The sequence below is a fragment of the Rhodococcus sp. OAS809 genome, assembly GCF_040546695.1.
GTDB lineage: Bacteria > Actinomycetota > Actinomycetes > Mycobacteriales > Mycobacteriaceae > Rhodococcus_F > Rhodococcus_F qingshengii.
Map to the genome: position 1 here is coordinate 1010306 of NZ_JBEPOI010000002.1, position 19042 is coordinate 1029347.

Genomic DNA, 19042 nt, shown 5'->3' on the forward strand with positions numbered 1-19042 from the left:
GAACTGTCAGTCTAAGGACTGCGAGAGCTACGACCTACCTCGCGCCACACCGAACCACTTTCTCAGCAATTTCTTTGATCAGAACCCTGCACATTCACCGGTCCTCGGTATTGACTGTTTCTGTCGTCGCCACTCGGCGGAGGCTGATACGGGATACACCGATCACACGGAGGAACTTAGATGGCAGGCATCGACAGTAAGTTCGACAAGGCCTACGCAGGAAAGTCCGTCGAAGAATTGGCGGACGCCCCGGTCGCGGCACTCAACGGCGTAAGCGATTCGGACGCAGAACATTTGAAGGCAGCGTTCAACATCAAGACCGTCCGCGACCTCGGAACGAACAAGTTCTTCCTGTGGGCGCAGGCCACTGCCAAGCTCGCCGAGTAAACATCCCGACCCACGTGATCTCGGTGCTCACGAGTTAGCAGCTCACGAATTTGCAGCTCACGAATTTGCGTCGATGACCACTTGCGGAATATCCGTGCCGAGCGGCACCGCGCTGCACGAAGCGTGCCGCTCGGCATCGGGGTCGAGGACCGTCCGGATGACGTCGATCACGTAGGGGTCGTACGGCATGCGGAAGTGGCCGGTCAGGTTCGACGGGCACAGATCCTGGAGGACGATGTTTTCTGCACCGGCATCGCGGAGCGCGATGTTCGAGGACGGCTGGATCATCTCGTCGACAGTGGACCCGATGGTCGTGTAGCGCACTCCGGGTACGGTGTCGCCGCCGTCGTTGAGGGCGTTCAACATATCCGACCCCTGCATCTGCTCACGGACAGCTCGCGAAAAGACGTCTTCGACAAAGTCCTCTCCGCCGGGGATCGCGCGGACGATCGGAACCAACCCGAACATCACCCCGCCGTAGGTCGGCGAAGCCAAACCGACCCAATGATCGACGTAGGCGTCGCCGCCCATCTTGTTGACGTAGTACCGCGTCACCGTCGCGCCTTGCGAATAGCCGATGACGTCGACCTTGTCCGCGCCGGTCGCGGTCAGCACCTGATCGACGAAAGAACCGAACGCGGTGGCACTACCGACTATGTCGCCGACGCCGTAGGTCTCGTGTGCGACGTCCCCGTCTTCTTCTTTGATCGCACCGCCGTAATTGAGGGCGAAGACGCAGTAGCCGTCAGCTGCCAGTGCCGGCGACAGGGCCGCCCAATCCGCGTACGCCTCGGTGTCGGTTCCGTGGGCGAGTACAACCGGTCGGGGATGCGTGGCGGAAGGCTCACAGCCGAAATCGTTCGATCCGGCAGGTGCGGATGCTGGATGAGCATGCGCATATGCCGTAGCAACGGAACGGGTCGCCTGACCCGGACCGACGTCGAGAGGAACGTCCATCGCGTCGGCACTCGCAGACGGAAGCGTCGGTGCGGCACCCGATATAGCCGGCGGTGCTCCGATCAGCAGCGCCACTGCTACCGAAAATGTCAGTCCCACAGACCGTTTGACGCCAGACATTGTTCCTGCTCCTGCTCTGATCCTACGAGGGAGCTGACCGTAACACCAGAAACTTCGAGGCGCATACCCTACCGAACAGTAGGTATCCGACGTCTCAATTGCCGCCTTCATCGGCGTCATCACCGGCAAGCACTCGGTAGAGCGATTTGCGCGCCTCGACAAGCACGTCGGCTGCGGCCTTGACCTGCGCTGGTGTGCCTACAGCAGCCACTTGACCGGCCGCGCCCATCAGCTGGCCGATCAGTTCTCGAAGGTCCTGCTCCGGCTCCCCTACGCTGAGACGAACGTCATCCCACGGCGCCCCGAGATCGGCGCGATGTTCCTCGACATACGCGACGCCTTCTTCTGTCAGCTTGGCGGTCTTGCGGCCGGCAACCTTTTCGATGATCACCAGTCCTTCGTCCTCGAGTTGGGACAGCGCGGGATAAATGGAGCCCGGACTCGGCTTCCAGACGCCGCCGCTGCGCTCGACGATCTGCTGAATCAATTCGTAGCCGTGCATCGGCTCTTCCGCGATCAACAGCAGAATCGCAGCGCGCACATCTCCTCGACGACCTCGTCCGCCACGTCCTCGCCCGCGACCGAACTGAGCGCCCGGACCGAAGCCGGGGCCGGGTCCGCCGTCTGGACCGAAACGCCCCCGCCGATGGCCTCTGCGTGGCATGTCACCGAAGCCCGGCCGCTCGTGCGGTCGACCGCGTCGTCCACCGTCTCGATCGCCGGGACCATCGCCCGACGCGCCGTCGTCCGTCGGCACCCACATCACAAATGGTGGCCGTTGCTCACGGCCGAAACCGCCGAAGAAACCGCGCCGGCCGAACATCCCCTCGTTCGGGAAACTTGCATCCATCGTCGAACCTCCATCACTATCGTTGATAGTTCGACGATATATCGTCATATCGGGTAGCGCAAGGATTCCTCCGACAACTCGAAACTCAGCCGATGCGGCGTGGGTCGATCTGAATGCGGACCGGACCCGAAGACTTCCGCGCACTGCGCGCGGCCCTCGCATGTGCCAGAGCGTCCGCAAGGCCGCGACCGTCCTTGCGTGGAACGCGGACCAGCATTCGCTCCGGCGCGACACCGCTCTCGTCCTCACCGGAATACGGAAGCCTCTCCCCCGCAGGCAATTCCACTGGTCCGAGCAGTACAGCACTTGCCGGCAGATCAGCTGAATCCACCAACTCCGCAATTGCCGCGGATCCACCGTCGATCGCAGCCATGTGAACGGCCGGAGGAAAGCCGACCTCGTCCCGTTCCTCGAATTGAGACTGTGCGTGCCCCACTGGATCCCATCGGACCAACGCCTGCACCGTCGGGATACCCGAGTCTGCGACAACCACAACTTCACCGCCTTCGGACAGCGGAATCACCATGGCAGCAGCCGACATCCAGCGTCTGAGTGTTTCCTCGGCGGCGCGAAGATCGGGCCGGCCGAGCAGTGCCCAACCGTCGAGCAAGAGCGCGGCGCCGTAGCCGCCGGTCATCACCGGCTCCGCACCCACTGTCGAGACCACCAACGCGGGACCATGTGGCAGTTCCTTGACCACATCACTGCCCCCGGACAGAACAACTTTCACACCGGGAAACGCCCGCCCGAGTTCTTCGGCGGTCCGGCCGGCACCGACCACCACCGCGCGCAACGCTTTCGCCCCGCACGCGTGACATCGGTAGGCGGCATCGGCAACCCCGCACCAGCGGCACGCCGGTGTCCCGGCGCCGTCGGGACCTGCCGCAGCGGGAAGAGCCAGTGGGCCGTTGCACCGACGGCACCGTGCCGGGGCACGGCACTTTCCGCAGGCCAGGGTCGGTACGTACCCCCGCCGAGGCACCTGCACCAGGACTCCGTTGCCCTCACCCAGAGCGCGCCGGGCGGCCGCGAATGCAATAGCGGGCAAACGAGCCGCTCTGGCTCCCGGATCGCGGGCCAAGGCTTGATCGCTGTCGGCAAGCGCGGTGATCTTGGGTGCGTGGGCACGAACGACGTCCCGCGTAGCGACCAGATCGTGCGCCCATCCCGAGTCGACGAGTACCTGCGCTTCCGCCGTACGGGAGAACCCACCGATCACGACGGCGCACCCGGCGACGTAGCCACGCAGGACGGCAACTTCGCGGGCATGTGGATACGGCGACCGCGGCTCGGACAAGTTGTCGTCGCCGTCGTCCCAGACGACGACAAGACCGGTCTCGGGCGTCGGCGCAAAAACAGCACTCCGTGTGCCGACGACGATCCGGGCGGTCCCGCGCAGTGCAGCGAGCCACCTCCGATATCGCATGGCCGGCCCCAGGCCCGCGGACAGACCTACCACCGCATCCGCTCCGGAGAGTTCGGTACAAGCGGCGACGACGCGGTCCAGGTCGCGTTGATCGGGCACAACCAGGATCGCGGATTTACCACTTGCCGCTACGGCCCCGGCCAGTTCGGCCAGGCGCAGTGGCCAGTTTTCACCAGGCAACGCCTGCCAGACCGCACGCGGGCTTTTCGACTCGCGAATGGCGGACAGGAAGGCGTCACCGAATCTGTAGAGATGCCAACCATTTTCGATCGGTTCAGGAGCGGACGGTGACTCGGCGGGCTCCCACGGTTCCGCCTCGACCTTCGCGTGGCGCGGCGGTACCGCCAAACGGAGAACATCGGCGCGGGTTCCGGCATAACGCTCCGCCACACGATCGACGACTTGCGCGATTTCGGCCGTCAAGACCCGCTCGGACGAGATGACGCGTTCGAGCCAGCCGAACTTCCCCTGATGGTCACTGGTCGCCTCGCGCGAGACGATGAAACCGTCCACCAGACGACCAGCGAAGCGGATGCGCACCCGGACTCCGGGCTGCGCATCCGCTTCGAGTTCACGAGGAACGAGGTAGTCGAATTCACGGTCGAGGTGAGCGAGCGGGAGCATCGGCAGCACCCGGGCGACCGGATCGACTTCTGCCGCTACTCTTTCCGCGCCCACCCGCGCCCCGTCTGTACGTCAGTGATCAGAGACCAGCTGCGCTACGCAGCTTGTCGGCGCGATCGGTGCTCTCCCACGGGAGGTCGATATCGGTGCGACCGAAGTGACCGTATGCCGCCGTCTGCGCGTAGATCGGGCGCAGCAGGTCGAGGTCGCGGATGATCGCTCCCGGACGCAGGTCGAAGATCTCGGTGATCGCCTTCTGGATCCGTGCCGGATCGGTCTTCTCGGTGCCGAAGGTTTCGACGAAGAGTCCGACCGGAGCTGCCTTGCCGATGGCGTAGGCGACCTGAACCTCGATGCGGTCGGCCAGACCTGCGGCAACAGCGTTCTTGGCCACCCAGCGCATGGCGTAGGCAGCGCTGCGGTCGACCTTTGACGGGTCCTTGCCGGAGAACGCGCCGCCACCGTGGCGAGCCATTCCGCCGTAGGTGTCGACGATGATCTTGCGGCCGGTCAAACCGGCGTCACCCATCGGGCCACCGAGGACGAACTTGCCCGTCGGGTTCACCAACAGACGAACATCGGAGGTGTCGAGATCGGTGAGGTTGACGTCGGTCAGCACCGAGTGAAGCACCTTCTCGCGAAGATCGGGCGTCAACAGGTTGTCGAGGTCGATGTCAGCGGCATGCTGGGTGGAGATGACCACGGTGTCGAGACGGACAGCCTTGTCACCGTCGTACTCGATGGTGACCTGGGTCTTGCCGTCCGGGCGCAGGTACGGCAGCACGCCGGACTTACGGACCTCGGTCAACCGGCGAGAGAGACGATGAGCCAGCGCGATGGGCAGCGGCATCAGTTCCGGCGTGTCGGTGGTGGCGTAGCCGAACATCAGGCCCTGGTCGCCCGCACCCTGACGGTCGATCTCGTCGTCGCTGATTCCGTCGACGCGAGCCTCGTGCGAGTGATCGACACCCTGCGCGATCTCGGGCGACTGGGCGCCGATCGCGACGTTGACGCCGCAGGAGTTACCGTCGAAGCCCTTTGCGGAGCTGTCGTAGCCGATTTCGAGGACCGTGTCGCGCACGATCTTCGGAATGTCCGCGTACGCAGTGGTCGTGACCTCACCGGCTACGTGAACCTGGCCGGTGGTGACCAGTGTCTCGACGGCCACGCGGGCGCGCGGGTCCTGGGTGAGCAGCGCGTCGAGGATCGAGTCGCTGATCGCGTCACAGATCTTGTCCGGGTGCCCCTCGGTGACGGACTCGCTGGTGAATAGCCGACTGCCGGACTTGCTCACAGATCTCCCTCTCGACGACTGAGTTCTTGACTACAGCTTATTGAAGTATCCGAATCACCGTTCGGTGACCGTTTTGTCATGCTTTGTTAGCTGGGGGCTGAGCCGACGATAACGGTTGGACCGCCTGCGCAACACCCTTGTACTCACCCGATTATCGTGGGGTAACTCTCACCACCGGGCGCGTGTCGCTACTCGGGAAAGAGCTTGACCAGGGCGTCGAGTACTCGACTGGCCATCAAAGCCTTGGATCCGTGTTCGAGAGCGGACTCCGAGCCGTCGGAACCGAGCAACCAACCGTCGTTGTGATCGACCTCGAACGCCTTGCCCTCGCCGACCGCATTGACCACGAGGAGATCGCAACCTTTGCGGGCAAGCTTGGAGCGGGCATAGGTGAGAACGTCACCATGGGCGTCACCGGTCTCAGCGGCGAATCCGACGATCACCGTTCGAGCATCCAAGTCGCCGTCACGACGCGCTTCGACGAGACCGGCGAGGATGTCGGCATTTCTGGTGAGGCTGATCGAGTCGGGTTCGTTTGCGCCCTTCTTGATCTTGCTGCCTTCGACGGTGGTGGGGCGGAAGTCCGCGACAGCCGCAGCCATGACGACTCCGTCGTGTCCCGGTGCGTGCTTTTCCACTGCCAACCGGAGATCTTCGGCCGTCTTGATGTGCACGACGTCGACAGCGGCGGGGTCGGCGAGATCAGCCGTGTACCCGGCGATCAGTGTCACGTGCGCGCCGCGTTGCGCGGCAAGACGGGCGAGCGCGTAGCCCTGTTTGCCCGAGCTGCGATTACCGAGAAAGCGCACGGGATCGAGCGGCTCGCGAGTACCGCCGGCGGTGACCAGAATGCGGCGACCCTCCAGGTCGCGCGGCAACGCGTCCGAGCGCTCGAGGAGCAACGATGCCAACCCGACGATCTCGTCGGGTTCGGGAAGTCGACCGGCTCCGGTGTCTTTCCCTGTCAAACGCCCGGAGGCAGGTTCGATCACGTGGACGCCGCGCGAACGCAGTGTCGCCACGTTCGAGACCGTTGCGGGGTGCTCCCACATCTCGGTGTGCATTGCTGGGGCGAAGACGACCGGACAGCGCGCGGTCAACAAAGTGGCCGTCAACAGGTCGTCTGCGCGACCCATGACCGCTCGCGCCATCAGATCAGCGGTTGCCGGCGCGATGACGACCAGATCGGCTTCCTGTCCGAGACGGACATGCGGAACCTGCGGGACGTCGTTGAAGACGCCGGTGTGAACCGGGTTGCCGGAGAGTGCTTCGAACGTCGCGCGCCCGACGAACTCCAGAGCGGATTCAGTCGGAATCACGCGGACGTGATGACCGCTCTCGGTGAAGCTGCGGATGATCGAGCACGCCTTGTAGGCGGCGATACCCCCACCGACACCGACGACAATGCGCTTACGTATCGATGTGGGCGCGTCGGACACTCCCCCGACACCCGAACGAGGTTCGGGTGCGGCAGATGTGGTGCTCACTCGCCTTCGGTGTGCTCGAGGAGATCAGCGTGGATTTCACGCAACGCGATGGACAGCGGCTTTTCCTGCAGACCGGGCTCGACCAGAGGTCCGACGTATTCGAGGATGCCGTCACCGAGCTGGTTGTAGTAGTCGTTGATCTGGCGCGCGCGCTTGGCCGAGTAGATGACCAGGGCGTACTTGGAAGAGGTGCGTTCGAGCAACTCGTCGATCGGCGGGTTGGTGATGCCGAGCGGGGTGTCGTAGGCAGGCAGAGCGCCCTGACCTGCTGCGGACGCGGCTGAAGTGCTGCTCACTCTTGTGTCTCCTGAATTAGATCTTCATTGAAGAACTAGTTTTATCGATCCGGATATCTGAGAAACGGGGTGGAAATCGGTTCCCGAAGGGTGCGGAATCAGTTCCCAACCAACAAGGATACCAACTCATCGCAAGCACGGCTTACATCCTCGTTCACGATGACCGTGTCGAACTCGTCCTGTGCGGCCAATTCCACTCGGGCCGTCTCGAGTCGGCGCGCCACGACGTCTTCCGTTTCGGTTCCACGTCCGGTCAGCCGTTGCACCAGAACGTCCCAGCTCGGTGGAGCCATGAACACCAACAGAGCCTCGGGCATCGCCTTGCGGACAGCTCGTGCTCCGGCGAGATCGACCTCGACGAGAACGGGCTTTCCAGCTTCGAGCGCTTCTTCGACCGGAGCTGCGGGGGTGCCGGAGCGCTGCAGGCCGCCGTGGATTTCCGCCCATTCGAGAAGTTCACCGGAGTCGATCATCCGTTGAAATTCTTCACGGGAGGTGAATCGGTAGTCCTTGCCGTCCACTTCACCTGGACGGGGATCGCGAGTGGTCGCCGAAACACTGAAAACGAGTTCAGGCAACCGAGTTCTCAGCTCGCGAACGACGCTGGACTTACCGACAGCCGAAGGGCCGGCCAGTACAACCAGCCGACCCCTCCGCACTGCGGTCTTGCTCTCTGACACTGTTGCGTCAGCAATCATCAGACACTGCCGCGTCAGCAATCATCACTTGTCGGCTCAGGCCTCGAAGTCGAACTTGGTGAGCAGAGCCTTGCGCTGCCGATCACCGAGGCCACGAAGGCGACGGGTCGGTGCAATCTCCAGCTCGGTCATGATCTCCTGAGCCTTGACCTTGCCCACCTTGGGCAGCGCCTCGAGCAGTGCCGAAACCTTCATCTTGCCCAAGATTTCGTTGTCTTCGGCGTCCTTGAGGACCTGCTTGAGGTCGGTGCCGCCACGCTTCAGGCGCTCCTTGAGCTCAGCCCTGGCCTTGCGGGCAGCAGCTGCCTTCTCCAAAGCAGCAGCGCGCTGCTCATCAGTCAACTGGGGAAGGGCCACGGTTCCTCCGTCTCGTCGTGTGCAAATTTTGTCTATTCCGCTGATAACCAGCAGCGATAGCGACCGTACTCACGCCTGGCGCGAATTGCTAACCCACCCCCCGCGGTCCGATGCAGATCGCGGTGGGTTATGCGCGTCGAATCGATGTCACGGATCGTCACCGTTTTCGGCTGGATCGAGACGAATTCGACGCCACACGAACGTGCGTACAGTACCGAAATAGACTGTAACACAATGTATTTCGACCCATAGCGTGCGACACCCCCGTGCGAGTGTGCGAAATCGTTACCTGCGGGAATGAACGTGGTCGCCGACACATCCAAAATTTTCGAGCATTTTCGACGCCTATGCGCGTGTCGCGGCCCGTTTTCAGGTCTGCAGCGACGATTTCGGATCGCCGGCGTCGACCGTCTCGGGTTCGATTCGACTCACGCCGGGGGCGGCCAGAGCGAGCACTACCGCGAGGCTCGCCCAGAGCAATGAATTCTCCAGCACGAAGCCGACTACCGGGATATCCATGTCCGCGCCGACTCGAGGAAGCCGAAACAGCACTACGACAGCGGTGAGACCGATCGCGATCCAGGACCACACAGGGACCGATCGAGTGCCCTCCCCCACGCCCGACTTGATCGGAACGAGGAGTACACCCACCGCCGGCACCAACCACACGAAGTGGTGCGTCCAGGCAATGGGAGTCACGATTGCCGCCAGCAGAGCCACCACCGTGAAACCGGCGAGATCGCCCCGCAGGCGCTGAGCGCGCCGCGTCGCGACAATTCCGAGGACACCCAACACCGCACAGGCGACGAGCCAGGCCGGACCCACCAGGCCCTCGGGAAGTAGCCGCAAGGCCATTCCACGCACGGACTGGTTACCGAACACGGACGGGTCGCCGACGGCGACGCGCCCCGAGAGTGAGGCGATGTCGCCGAAGTAGTCGATCGTCTGGCGCTGGAGAACCGCAAAGCCCAGAGCCGTGGCGCCGAGGAAGCCGGCGAGGCCGCCCGCAACTGCTTTCCAGCGCCCGGTGATCACGTAGTAACCGATGTAGACGAGTGGCACCAGTTTGACCGCGCCGGCGATCCCCACCAGCACGCCCTCGGGAATCCACCGTGGTCGAGCCAGCACGTCGATCAAGCACAGGAGAGTCAGAAACAACCCGACCTGGCCGTACCCGAGGTGATCGGAGATCGGCGATGCCGCCGTCCAGAGGACCAGGAAACCCACGTAGACGACGACTGGCCGCTTACGTGTGAACGGGACTTCGCGATAGCTGAGCACGATGATCGCGGCCAGCATCAGGAGGCTGACGAAACTCCATCCCCACTGGACCGCACCCCAGGAACCCAATGCGACGGGAACGGCGACGAGCGCAGCGAAGGGCGGATACGTGAACGGCAATCTCGCGTTGAACGACTCGTCGTACAGGTTCGAGCCGTCGAGGACGGCCTGACCCGCTGTCCGGTACACGGCAAGATCGTCGCCGTGTACGCCGGTGACGGATTGGAACCCGGTGGCCAGCAGCGCGCACGCCGCGACGAGAAGTCCGATCTGCCACCAACGATTCACCGACGGACGGTACCACCGGGTTCCACCGCTCGAACGAGCCTCGAGGTCACTCACGGATCAGTTCGCCAATGCGGCTTCGATCTCGTCTCGGTCACGCATTGCTGCCTCCCGAAGTGCCGATACCGAAGGACCATGCTTGAGCACCCCGCGGGAAGTGTTCGGCAGCAGGAGCTCGGTCGATCCCGCGAAGATGTCTGCGAGATCCGCTGCCGTCGCACCCTGCGCGCCGAGTCCCGGAGCGAGAATCGGGCCGTTGAACTGCGACAGGTCCAGACCGTGGTCCCGAGTTGCACCGACCACCAGTCCGACGGTGTCACGGCCGTCGACGTTCGCATCGACCGCAGCGTCGACGATCGACTGAGCCACGCTCACACCGTCAGCCGACGACTGTTGAAGTACGCCGCCTTCCGGATTGGAGGTTCGTGCCAGGACGAAGATCCCGCGTGCGTTCTGCCGTGCCAGTTCGAGTGTCGGAGTCAGCGCCCCGAATCCCAGGTACGGCGAAACGGTGACCGAGTCGGAGGCCAACGGCGAATCACCCAACCAGGCTTGCGCGTACGCGTCCATCGTCGAACCGATGTCACCGCGCTTGGCATCCGCGACGACCAGCGTTCCCGCATCACGAAGAACCGAGATGGTCCGCTCCAATACGGCGAAGCCGGCGCTGCCGTAAGCCTCGAAGAACGCGACCTGCGGTTTGACCAGTCCGACCTCACCGGTGAACGCCTCGACGCAGATCTCGGCGAAAGTCTCGAGACCTTCGGCCGTACGCGGCAGTCCCCACGCGTCGAGAAGCGCGGGATGCGGGTCGATACCGACGCACAGCCGCCCCCGGTCCGCGATCGCGGACCGGAGACGCTGCCCCCAACTGTGACTCACGACTGCTGTGCCGGCTGACGAAGACCTGCGTGCAATTCCTGCAGGGAGTGAACTCCGATGTCGCCGCGAATGGCTGCTTCGATGCCCTGCACGGCAGCCGAGGCGCCCTGCACCGTCGTGATGCACGGGATGTTCGACGCAACCGCTGCGCTTCGGATCTCGTAGCCGTCGACACGCGGGCCGTTGTTGCCGTACGGCGTGTTGATGACCATGGCGACCTCGCCGCTGCGGATCTGGTCGACGATGGTCTCGGCACCGGCCGGAACATCTTCACCCGACTGCTTGTACACCTGCTTGCACTCGATACCGTTGCGCCGCAAAACATCTGCGGTTCCTTCGGTGGCAAGAATGGTGAATCCGAGGTCTGCCAGGCGCTTGACCGGGAAGATCAGCGAACGCTTGTCCTTGTTGGCGACCGAGACGAACACCGCGCCCGTGGTGGGCAACGAACCGTAGGCGGCAGTCTGCGACTTGGCAAAAGCCGTACCGAAGTCGAAGTCGATTCCCATGACTTCACCGGTGGACTTCATTTCCGGGCTGAGCAAGGTATCCACGCCGGTACCGTCGGCGCGGCGGAAGCGGTTGAACGGCAACACAGCTTCCTTGACCGCGATCGGTGCACCGGCCGGGGTGTTTCCGCCGTCGCCCTTCGCCGGCAGAATGCCGCTCGCACGCAGTTCCGCGATGGATTCGCCGAGCATGACGCGGGCGCATGCCTTGGCCAGCTGGACGGCCGTCGCCTTCGACACGAACGGAACCGTGCGGCTGGCGCGGGGATTTGCTTCCAGCACGTAGAGGATGTCGTCCTTGAGGGCGTACTGGACGTTGAGCAGGCCCTTGACGCCGATGCCCTTCGCGAGAGCCTCGGTGGAGCGGCGGACGTTCTCGAGATCCGCCCGGCCCAGAGTGATGGGCGGGAGCGCACACGCCGAGTCACCGGAGTGAATGCCGGCTTCCTCGATGTGCTCCATGACGCCGCCGAGGTACACCTCGGTGCCGTCACACAGAGCGTCGACGTCGATCTCGACCGCGTCTTCGAGGAAGCGGTCGACCAGGACCGGACGATCGTCGGAGATCTCCGTGGCGCGCGAGATGTAGTCGGCGAGGGAAGCCTCGTCGTAGACGATCTCCATGCCGCGACCACCGAGCACGTACGACGGACGCACCAGCACCGGGTAGCCGATACCTGCCGCGATCTCGCGGGCGCCGTCGAACGTGGTGGCGGTACCGAACTTCGGTGCGGGCAGACCGGCTTCGGTCAGTACGCGGCCGAATTCGCCGCGGTCCTCCGCCAGGTCGATGGCTGCGGGGCTGGTTCCCACGATGGGGACGCCGGCAGCTTCGAGACGCTTCGCCAGTCCGAGCGGGGTCTGGCCGCCGAGCTGGACGATGACGCCGGCAACGGTGCCCGACTGCGCCTCCGCGCGGTAGACCTCGAAGACGTCCTCGAACGTCAGCGGCTCGAAGTACAGGCGATCAGCGGTGTCGTAGTCCGTGGAGACGGTCTCGGGGTTGCAGTTGACCATGACGGTCTCGTACCCGGCCTCGGACAGCGTCTGCGCCGCGTGGACACACGAGTAGTCGAACTCGATACCCTGACCGATGCGGTTGGGGCCGGATCCGAGGATCAGAACCTTGGGTCGCTCGGTCTGCGGAGCAACTTCGGACTCGGCCTCGGGATCGAGCTCGTAGGTCGAGTAGTGGTACGGCGTCTTGGCCTCGAACTCTGCGGCGCAGGTGTCGACGGTCTTGTAGACAGGGCGCACGCCCAGCTGATCACGCAGAGCGCGAACGGCGTCCTCACCTGCGTGCGTGTCACCACCGAGTTCGGGGCGCAGAGCCGCGATCTGGCGGTCCGAGATGCCGTGGTACTTGGCCTGACGCAGGGAAGCCTCGTCGAAAGACTCTGCAGCGCGCAGCTTTTCACCGAGCTCGTGAATCTGCTGGAACTGGTCGAGGAACCACGGATCGATCTTGGTGGCGTCGAAGAGCTGCTCGACAGTTGCGCCGAGCGCGAATGCCTTCTCGATGCCGTACATGCGGCCGTCCTGCGGAACGCTCAGATCGGCGAGCAGTGCATCCAGGCTCTCCGTCTCGATGTCGGCGCCGGTCCAGTAACCCGCACGCTTGGTCTCGAGCGAACGCATGACCTTGCCGAAAGCCTCGGTGAAGTTGCGGCCGATGCTCATGGCCTCGCCCACCGACTTCATCGTGGTGGTCAGAGTTCCGTCGGCACCGGGGAACTTCTCGAAAGCGAACCGCGGAGCCTTGACGACGACGTAGTCGAGCGTCGGCTCGAAGCAAGCCGGGGTTTCCTTGGTGATGTCGTTGACGATCTCGTCGAGCGTGTAGCCGATGGCAAGCTTGGCCGCCATCTTCGCGATCGGGTAACCGGTCGCCTTCGACGCCAGAGCCGACGAGCGGGAGACACGCGGGTTCATCTCGATGACGACCAGGCGGCCGTCCTTCGGGTCCATCGCGAACTGGATGTTGCAGCCGCCGGTGTCGACGCCCACCTCACGCAGAATGTCGATGGAAAGGTCGCGCATCGCCTGGTACTCGCGGTCGGTCAGCGTCATCGCCGGGGCGACGGTGACCGAGTCTCCGGTGTGGACACCGACCGGGTCGACGTTCTCGATGGAGCAGACGATCACGACGTTGTCGCGACTGTCGCGCATGAGCTCGAGTTCGTATTCCTTCCAGCCGAGGATGGATTCCTCGATCAGGACGTTCGCCGTCGGCGACGCGGCCAGACCGCCACCGGCGATGCGGTTGAGATCGTCGACGTCGTACGCCATGCCGGAACCGAGGCCGCCCATGGTGAAGGACGGACGCACGACAACCGGGTAACCGAGTTCGGCGACCGTGGCGTGTACTTCGTCCATCGTGTAGCAAACTGCGGACTTCGCGGATTCGCCACCGACCTTGGCGACGATGTCCTTGAACTTCTGGCGATCCTCGCCGCGCTGGATGGCATCGAAGTCGGCGCCGATCAGTTCGACGTCGTACTTCTCGAGGATGCCCTGCTCGTGCAGCGCCACTGCGGCGTTGAGCGCAGTCTGACCGCCGAGCGTCGCGAGGACGGCGTCGATCTTGTTGCCCTGCAAGGCTTCCTTGGCGATGACCTTCTCGAGGAACTCGGCCGTGATCGGCTCGACGTACGTGGCGTCGGCGAACTCGGGGTCCGTCATGATGGTGGCCGGGTTGGAGTTGACCAGGCTGACGCGCAGGCCCTCCTCCTGGAGGACGCGGCAGGCCTGGGTGCCCGAGTAGTCGAACTCGCAGGCCTGACCGATGACGATCGGACCGGAGCCGATTACCAGGATGTGCTTGAGATCTGTACGGCGTGGCATTAGTTCTTGACTCCGGTTTCTTTCCGTGCGGAGAGCAGGCTGGTGAAGCGGTCGAAGAGGTACGCGGCGTCGTGCGGGCCGGCTGCTGCCTCGGGGTGGTACTGCACCGAGAAGGCCGAATCGTCCAGCAGGCGAACACCTTCGACGGCTCCGTCGTTGGCGCAGGTGTGGCTGACCACCGCGCGGCCGAACGGGGTGTCGAATTCCTGACCGGCTTCGCCTTCGAGCGCGAAGCCGTGGTTCTGAGCGGTGATCGCGATGCGACCGGTCTGATGCTCGATCACCGGGATGTTGATTCCGCGGTGGCCGAACTTCATCTTGTAGGTGCTCAGGCCCAGGGCGCGGCCCAGGATCTGGTTGCCGAAGCAGATACCGAACAGCGGCAAGCCCTGTCCGATGACCTCTTTCGTGAGGTGGACTGCGCCGTCGGCGGTGGCCGGGTCACCGGGACCGTTGGAGAGGAACACTCCGTCGGCCTTCAGGTCGAGGATCTGTTCGAGACTCGCGTTGGACGGCAACACGTGGACGCGGATACCGCGCTCGGCGAACATGCGCGGGGTGTTGGTCTTGATACCGAGGTCGATGGCGGCAACCGTGTACAGCGCCTCCCCGCCCTTCGGCTCGACGACGTAGCCGCTGGTGGTGCTGACCTCACCGGCAAGATCGGCGCCGAGCATGGTCGGCTGATCCTGAACCCGTCGGACCAGTTCGTCATCGGCGGAAATGGCTTCACCGGAAAAAATTCCGGCCTTCATCGAACCGCGAGTACGCAGGTGGCGAACCAGGGCACGAGTGTCGATCCCGGCGATTCCGACGATGCCCTGCTCTTCGAGCTTGGCCAGCAGCGAACCGGTTGCACGCCAGCTCGAGGTGACGCGTGAGGGGTCACGAACGACGTACCCGGCAACCCAGATCTTGGCGCCGGCACGCTCGCCGGTCGGTCCGACCGACTCGTCGTCTTCGTCGTTCCAGCCGGTGTTGCCGATCTGCGGTGCGGTGGAGACGACGATCTGGCGGTGGTAGCTGGGATCGGTGAGCGTTTCCTGGTAGCCGGTCATTCCGGTGCTGAACACCGCTTCGCCCAGGGTCTGTCCAACCGCACCGAAGGTGGTTCCGCGGAACACCCGTCCGTCTTCGAGGACCAGTACTGCGGGGCTGTTGTCAAAGCCGCTCATGCGTTCTTTCCGTTCTGCTCGATGTCGCCAGAGCTTGCGTCTTCGTTGTCATTCGTCTTGTTCGAAGCGGTCTTGTTCGAAGCAGTCACCGGCTTGACCCAGTCCGGATAAACCGTCTTGTCGTCACCGCGCACGCCCGTGTCGATCTCGGTTCCGCTCGGCAATTCCCAGCGAATCACCAGGACGCCGTCCTTGCTCATGACCTTGCCGGCAAGACCGTTCTCCGTGCGGATCGCGCGGATCGACTTCTCCGGAATCCAGATGGCCGACGCGCCGTCACGCTCGACCAGAATTCCGCCGCTGTAGCGGCTGATCTCGCAGGTGGCGCGGAAACCGAGGTCGCCGACGGCGATTCGGTCCTGCCAACTGGGTGCGATGGTGCTGCCGACGTACAGGCCGGTGGTCGGCAGGACGAGCAGTTCACCCAGGGTTGCCGGTACCGTCGGCAGTTCGCCGATCTTGTCTTTCTGGCGTCGAGCGCGTCCACGCCAGCCGACGTACATCAGGCCGATCATCGCGACCCAGAAGATCGCCAGACCGATGATCCACAGTGCTCTGTCCATGACGCGCTACTCCTCGCTACTCCGCAGCCGCACATTCCCGTCGTGTGCGGTGATGCGGCCACGTAACAGTGTGGTCGTGACCCGAGCGGGCAATGTCATCGACTCGTACGGAGTGTTATGCGCGACACTCGCCAGGTCGGGACCGTGGACCGTCCACTCGGCCGACGGATCGACCAATGTCAGGTTCGCGGGCTCCCCCACCTCGATGGGACGGCCCTGATCGTCGAGGCCGACGATTGCCGCGGGGCGCTCGCTCATGACCCGGGCAACACCGCGCCAGTCCAACAAGCCGGGCTGGACCATCGTCTGCACGATGATCGAGAGTGCGGTCTCGAGGCCGAGCATTCCAGGGCGAGCGGCTGCGAACTCGCAGCACTTGTCCTGCTCGGCGTGCGGAGCATGGTCGGTCGCGACGCAGTCGATGATTCCCTCGGCCAGACCCTTGCGCAGCGCGGCAACATCACTGGCCTCACGCAAGGGCGGGTTGACCTTGTTGATCGCGTCGTACGTCTCGAGCCGTGAATCGTCGAGGAGCAGGTGATGCGGGGTGACCTCGGCGGTGATCGAAATCCCTTGGCTGCGAGCCCACTTCACGAGTTCGACGGTTCCGGCGGTGGAGGCGTGGCAGATGTGAACGCGGGCGCCGGCGTCACGCGCGAGCAGTGCGTCGCGGGCCACGATCGATTCTTCGGCTGCTCGCGGCCACCCGGCCAGGCCGAGACGCGCGGCCGTGGGGCCCTCGTGGGCGACCGCACCGACGGTCAAACGCGGCTCTTCCGCGTGCTGGGCGATCAGGACGCCCAGTGAGCTGGAGTATTCGAGCGCGCGACGCATGATCAGTGGGTCGTAGACGCAGTGGCCGTCGTCGGAGAACATCTTGACCTTGCCGACGCCTGCGGCCATGGTCGCCATCTCGGCGAGTTGCTTGCCTTCCAGGCCCGCTGTGACTGCGCCGACGGGGTGGACGTCGACGAGGCCGACTTCCTGCCCGCGTCGCCAGACGTGATCGGTGATGACCACCGAATCGGCGACGGGACTCGTGTTGGCCATCGCGAAGACCGCGGTGTATCCACCCAGAGCCGCTGCCGAGCTTCCGGTTTCGATGGTCTCGGTGTCTTCGCGGCCGGGCTCACGCAGATGTGTGTGCAGGTCCACGAAGCCGGGAAGCAGGATCTGCCCGCCGGCATCGATCACCTCGGATGCCGTGGCCGGATCGAGGTCCACGCCGATCTCGAGGATCGTGCCGTCGCCGACGAGTACGTCGGTGGGCTCACCTTCTCCGTAGATCAGGACTCCGCGGAGCAGGACACTCACGGGTGATTCTCCGTTCTCGTTTCTGGTCACAGCGCACCGTCCTCCGACCCGACCAGCAGTCGGAACAAGACAGCCATGCGCATGTGTACGCCGTTGGTAACCTGTTGCAGTACAGCAGTTTTGGAGGAATCGGCAACGGCGGATGCAATCTCCATGCCGCGCAGCATCGGGCCGGGGTGCAGGACCACCGCGTGATCGGCCAGCATCGCCAGCCGCTTCTCGGACAGGCCGTAGTTGATCGAGTACTCGCGCTGCGACGGGAAGAAGCCACCGTTCATGCGTTCGGCCTGAACCCGCAGCATCAGCACCGCGTCGAGTCCGGGCAGTTCCGCGTCGAGCGAATGCGAAACCGTGACCGGCCACGTGTGCGCACCGACCGGCAGCAGTGTCGGCGGCGCAACAAGAACAACCTCGGCACCGAGCATCGAGAGCAGCAGTGCGTTGGAGCGGGCGACACGGCTGTGCAGGATGTCGCCGACGATGGCGATCCGCTTGCCCTCGATGTCGCCGAGACGCTGGCGAAGGGTCAAAGCGTCGAGAAGCGCCTGAGTGGGGTGCTCGTGCGTGCCGTCACCTGCGTTGATGACTGCCGGGCCACCGTCGTCGGCCGCTCCGGTCCACTTTGCGATCTGGTGGGCGGCGCCCGAAGCCGGGTGGCGCACGATGAGTGCGTCGGCACCGGCCGCGCGCAGGGTCATCGCGGTATCGCGCAGGGATTCACCTTTGGACACCGAGGAACTGGATGCGCTGACATTGATGACGTCGGCACTCATCCATTTGCCTGCCACCTCGAAAGACACCCGGGTGCGCGTCGAGTTCTCGAAGAACACCGTCATGACCGTGCGTCCGCGCAGCGTCGGGAGCTTGCGTACCTCTCGTCCCAGAAGTGCCTGCTCGAACCGTTCTGCCTCGTCGAGAAGTTCTACCGCGGACTCACGATCGAGGTCCGCGATGGAAAGTAGGTGCTTCACGCGCTCTTACCCCCGGAGATGACTACCGCTTCCCTGCCGTCGTGCTCCTGGAGGAGAACCTTGACGTCCTCGGACCTCGCGGTCGGGACGTTCTTGCCGACGTAGTCGGCGCGCAGCGGGAGTTCGCGGTGACCACGATCCACGAGCACTGCGAGTTGGACCGCGCGGGGGCGGCCCAGATCGCGCAACGCGTCGAGTGCCGAGCGCACGGTGCGACCGGAGAAGAGGACGTCGTCCACGAGAACGACCAGCGCATTGTCGACGCCACCCTCGGGGACGGACGTGCGCTCGAGCGGGCGGTGCGGCTTGTTCCGGAGATCGTCGCGGTAGAGGGTGATGTCGAGAGATCCGATGGGAAGACGCACACCGGAGAATTCTTCGATCTTGGCGCGCAGTCGCGTGGCGAGGGTGGTTCCACGCGTCGGGATACCGATCAGGACCACACGAGGGGCAGTTCCCTCGGGTCCGTCGAGTGCGGTCTTCTCGATGATCTCGTGAGCGATCCGCGCGATGGTCCGGCCCACATCCTGGGCGGACAACAATTCGCGGGTTTCGCTACCTGCCTCGGCACCGACCGGCGCCTTCGAGTTACCTGGACCTGCAAGATCGGATGGGCGAGACCCTTCGGGCACGCTCATGCAGCGACCTCCTTCTCCGCCTCACTGGACGGATCGTTAAAGGATGTCTGACGGTCCCCACCCTATCAGCCGACAGACCTGATC

17 protein-coding genes are annotated in these 19042 nt (G+C 64.2%); 1 reads left to right on the forward strand and 16 read right to left on the reverse strand.

Annotation, left to right across the window (positions count from 1 at the left end; translation table 11 throughout):
- The first annotated feature begins 180 nt into the window (after positions 1-180).
- Complete coding sequence (locus tag ABIE52_RS07555) at positions 181-387, forward strand: hypothetical protein (protein ID WP_003944900.1); 207 nt, start codon at positions 181-183, stop codon at positions 385-387.
- Between the two features lie 57 nt (positions 388-444).
- Here ABIE52_RS07555 and ABIE52_RS07560 read toward each other — a convergent pair whose 3' ends face one another.
- The 16 genes from ABIE52_RS07560 to pyrR all read right to left on the reverse strand — a co-directional run bounded on the left by ABIE52_RS07560 (position 445) and on the right by pyrR (position 18958).
- Positions 445-1464: an esterase/lipase family protein gene (locus tag ABIE52_RS07560; protein WP_118607255.1), complete on the reverse strand. Its 1020-nt coding sequence runs from the start codon at positions 1462-1464 to the stop codon at positions 445-447.
- Positions 1465-1558: 94 nt separating this feature from the next.
- A complete protein-coding gene (locus tag ABIE52_RS07565; RefSeq protein ID WP_370852745.1) occupies positions 1559-2227 on the reverse strand; it encodes a PadR family transcriptional regulator in 669 nt (222 codons plus the stop codon).
- Between the two features lie 172 nt (positions 2228-2399).
- Positions 2400-4418, reverse strand: coding sequence for a primosomal protein N' (locus ABIE52_RS07570; protein WP_080726519.1), 2019 nt, complete (start codon positions 4416-4418; stop codon positions 2400-2402).
- 25 nt (positions 4419-4443) lie between these two features.
- Entirely contained in the window at positions 4444-5658 is a 1215-nt protein-coding gene (gene metK / locus ABIE52_RS07575) for a methionine adenosyltransferase (RefSeq protein ID WP_003944827.1), read from the reverse strand.
- A gap of 188 nt (positions 5659-5846) precedes the next feature.
- Positions 5847-7145, reverse strand: coding sequence for a bifunctional phosphopantothenoylcysteine decarboxylase/phosphopantothenate--cysteine ligase CoaBC (coaBC, locus tag ABIE52_RS07580; protein WP_003944888.1), 1299 nt, complete (start codon positions 7143-7145; stop codon positions 5847-5849).
- A complete protein-coding gene (rpoZ, locus tag ABIE52_RS07585) occupies positions 7142-7441 on the reverse strand; it encodes a DNA-directed RNA polymerase subunit omega (RefSeq protein ID WP_003944996.1) in 300 nt (99 codons plus the stop codon). Before rpoZ ends, coaBC begins: the two co-directional genes overlap by 4 nt.
- 98 nt (positions 7442-7539) lie before the next feature.
- The gene (gmk, locus tag ABIE52_RS07590; protein WP_003944801.1) at positions 7540-8139 is read right to left on the reverse strand and encodes a guanylate kinase; all 600 of its coding nucleotides are present in this window, start codon (positions 8137-8139) and stop codon (positions 7540-7542) included.
- A 36-nt stretch (positions 8140-8175) separates the two neighbouring features.
- On the reverse strand, positions 8176-8496 hold the full coding sequence (gene mihF / locus ABIE52_RS07595) for an integration host factor, actinobacterial type (RefSeq protein ID WP_003944825.1): 321 nt from the start codon (positions 8494-8496) through the stop codon (positions 8176-8178).
- 369 nt (positions 8497-8865) lie between these two features.
- Positions 8866-10065 carry a glycosyltransferase 87 family protein gene (locus ABIE52_RS07600; RefSeq protein ID WP_230359849.1) on the reverse strand — a complete coding sequence of 400 codons (1200 nt, stop codon included), beginning with the start codon at positions 10063-10065 and terminating at the stop codon, positions 8866-8868.
- A gap of 57 nt (positions 10066-10122) precedes the next feature.
- Positions 10123-10944, reverse strand: coding sequence for an orotidine-5'-phosphate decarboxylase (pyrF, locus tag ABIE52_RS07605; protein WP_054828348.1), 822 nt, complete (start codon positions 10942-10944; stop codon positions 10123-10125).
- Positions 10941-14297 (reverse strand): carbamoyl-phosphate synthase large subunit, encoded by a 3357-nt coding sequence (gene carB, locus ABIE52_RS07610; protein WP_003945010.1) that lies wholly within the window; start codon positions 14295-14297, stop codon positions 10941-10943. The genes pyrF and carB overlap by 4 nt, the downstream gene beginning before the upstream one ends.
- Entirely contained in the window at positions 14297-15472 is a 1176-nt protein-coding gene (gene carA, locus ABIE52_RS07615; RefSeq protein ID WP_192712443.1) for a glutamine-hydrolyzing carbamoyl-phosphate synthase small subunit, read from the reverse strand. Before carA ends, carB begins: the two co-directional genes overlap by 1 nt.
- A complete protein-coding gene (locus ABIE52_RS07620) occupies positions 15469-16035 on the reverse strand; it encodes a PH-like domain-containing protein (protein ID WP_003944773.1) in 567 nt (188 codons plus the stop codon). Before ABIE52_RS07620 ends, carA begins: the two co-directional genes overlap by 4 nt.
- A 6-nt stretch (positions 16036-16041) precedes the next feature.
- Positions 16042-17349 (reverse strand): dihydroorotase, encoded by a 1308-nt coding sequence (locus ABIE52_RS07625; protein ID WP_003944990.1) that lies wholly within the window; start codon positions 17347-17349, stop codon positions 16042-16044.
- A 26-nt stretch (positions 17350-17375) separates the two neighbouring features.
- Complete coding sequence (locus tag ABIE52_RS07630) at positions 17376-18320, reverse strand: aspartate carbamoyltransferase catalytic subunit (protein ID WP_003944883.1); 945 nt, start codon at positions 18318-18320, stop codon at positions 17376-17378.
- Positions 18317-18958, reverse strand: a complete 642-nt coding sequence (gene pyrR, locus ABIE52_RS07635) for a bifunctional pyr operon transcriptional regulator/uracil phosphoribosyltransferase PyrR (RefSeq protein ID WP_003944977.1) — start codon at positions 18956-18958, stop codon at positions 18317-18319. Before pyrR ends, ABIE52_RS07630 begins: the two co-directional genes overlap by 4 nt.
- Between the last annotated feature and the right edge of the window lie 84 nt (positions 18959-19042).

What these genes read in the sequence shown, in the direction of transcription:
- carB (WP_003945010.1), bottom strand. Translation starts at nt 14,297, where the DNA reads ATGCCACGCCGTACAGATCTCAAGCACATCCTGGTAATCGGCTCCGGT.
- ABIE52_RS07620 (WP_003944773.1), bottom strand. Translation starts at nt 16,035, where the DNA reads ATGGACAGAGCACTGTGGATCATCGGTCTGGCGATCTTCTGGGTCGCG.
- gmk (WP_003944801.1), bottom strand. Translation starts at nt 8,139, where the DNA reads ATGATTGCTGACGCAACAGTGTCAGAGAGCAAGACCGCAGTGCGGAGG.
- ABIE52_RS07560 (WP_118607255.1), bottom strand. Translation starts at nt 1,464, where the DNA reads ATGTCTGGCGTCAAACGGTCTGTGGGACTGACATTTTCGGTAGCAGTG.
- ABIE52_RS07565 (WP_370852745.1), bottom strand. Translation starts at nt 2,227, where the DNA reads ATGTGGGTGCCGACGGACGACGGCGCGTCGGGCGATGGTCCCGGCGAT.
- carA (WP_192712443.1), bottom strand. Translation starts at nt 15,472, where the DNA reads ATGAGCGGCTTTGACAACAGCCCCGCAGTACTGGTCCTCGAAGACGGA.
- ABIE52_RS07555 (WP_003944900.1), top strand. Translation starts at nt 181, where the DNA reads ATGGCAGGCATCGACAGTAAGTTCGACAAGGCCTACGCAGGAAAGTCC.
- pyrR (WP_003944977.1), bottom strand. Translation starts at nt 18,958, where the DNA reads ATGAGCGTGCCCGAAGGGTCTCGCCCATCCGATCTTGCAGGTCCAGGT.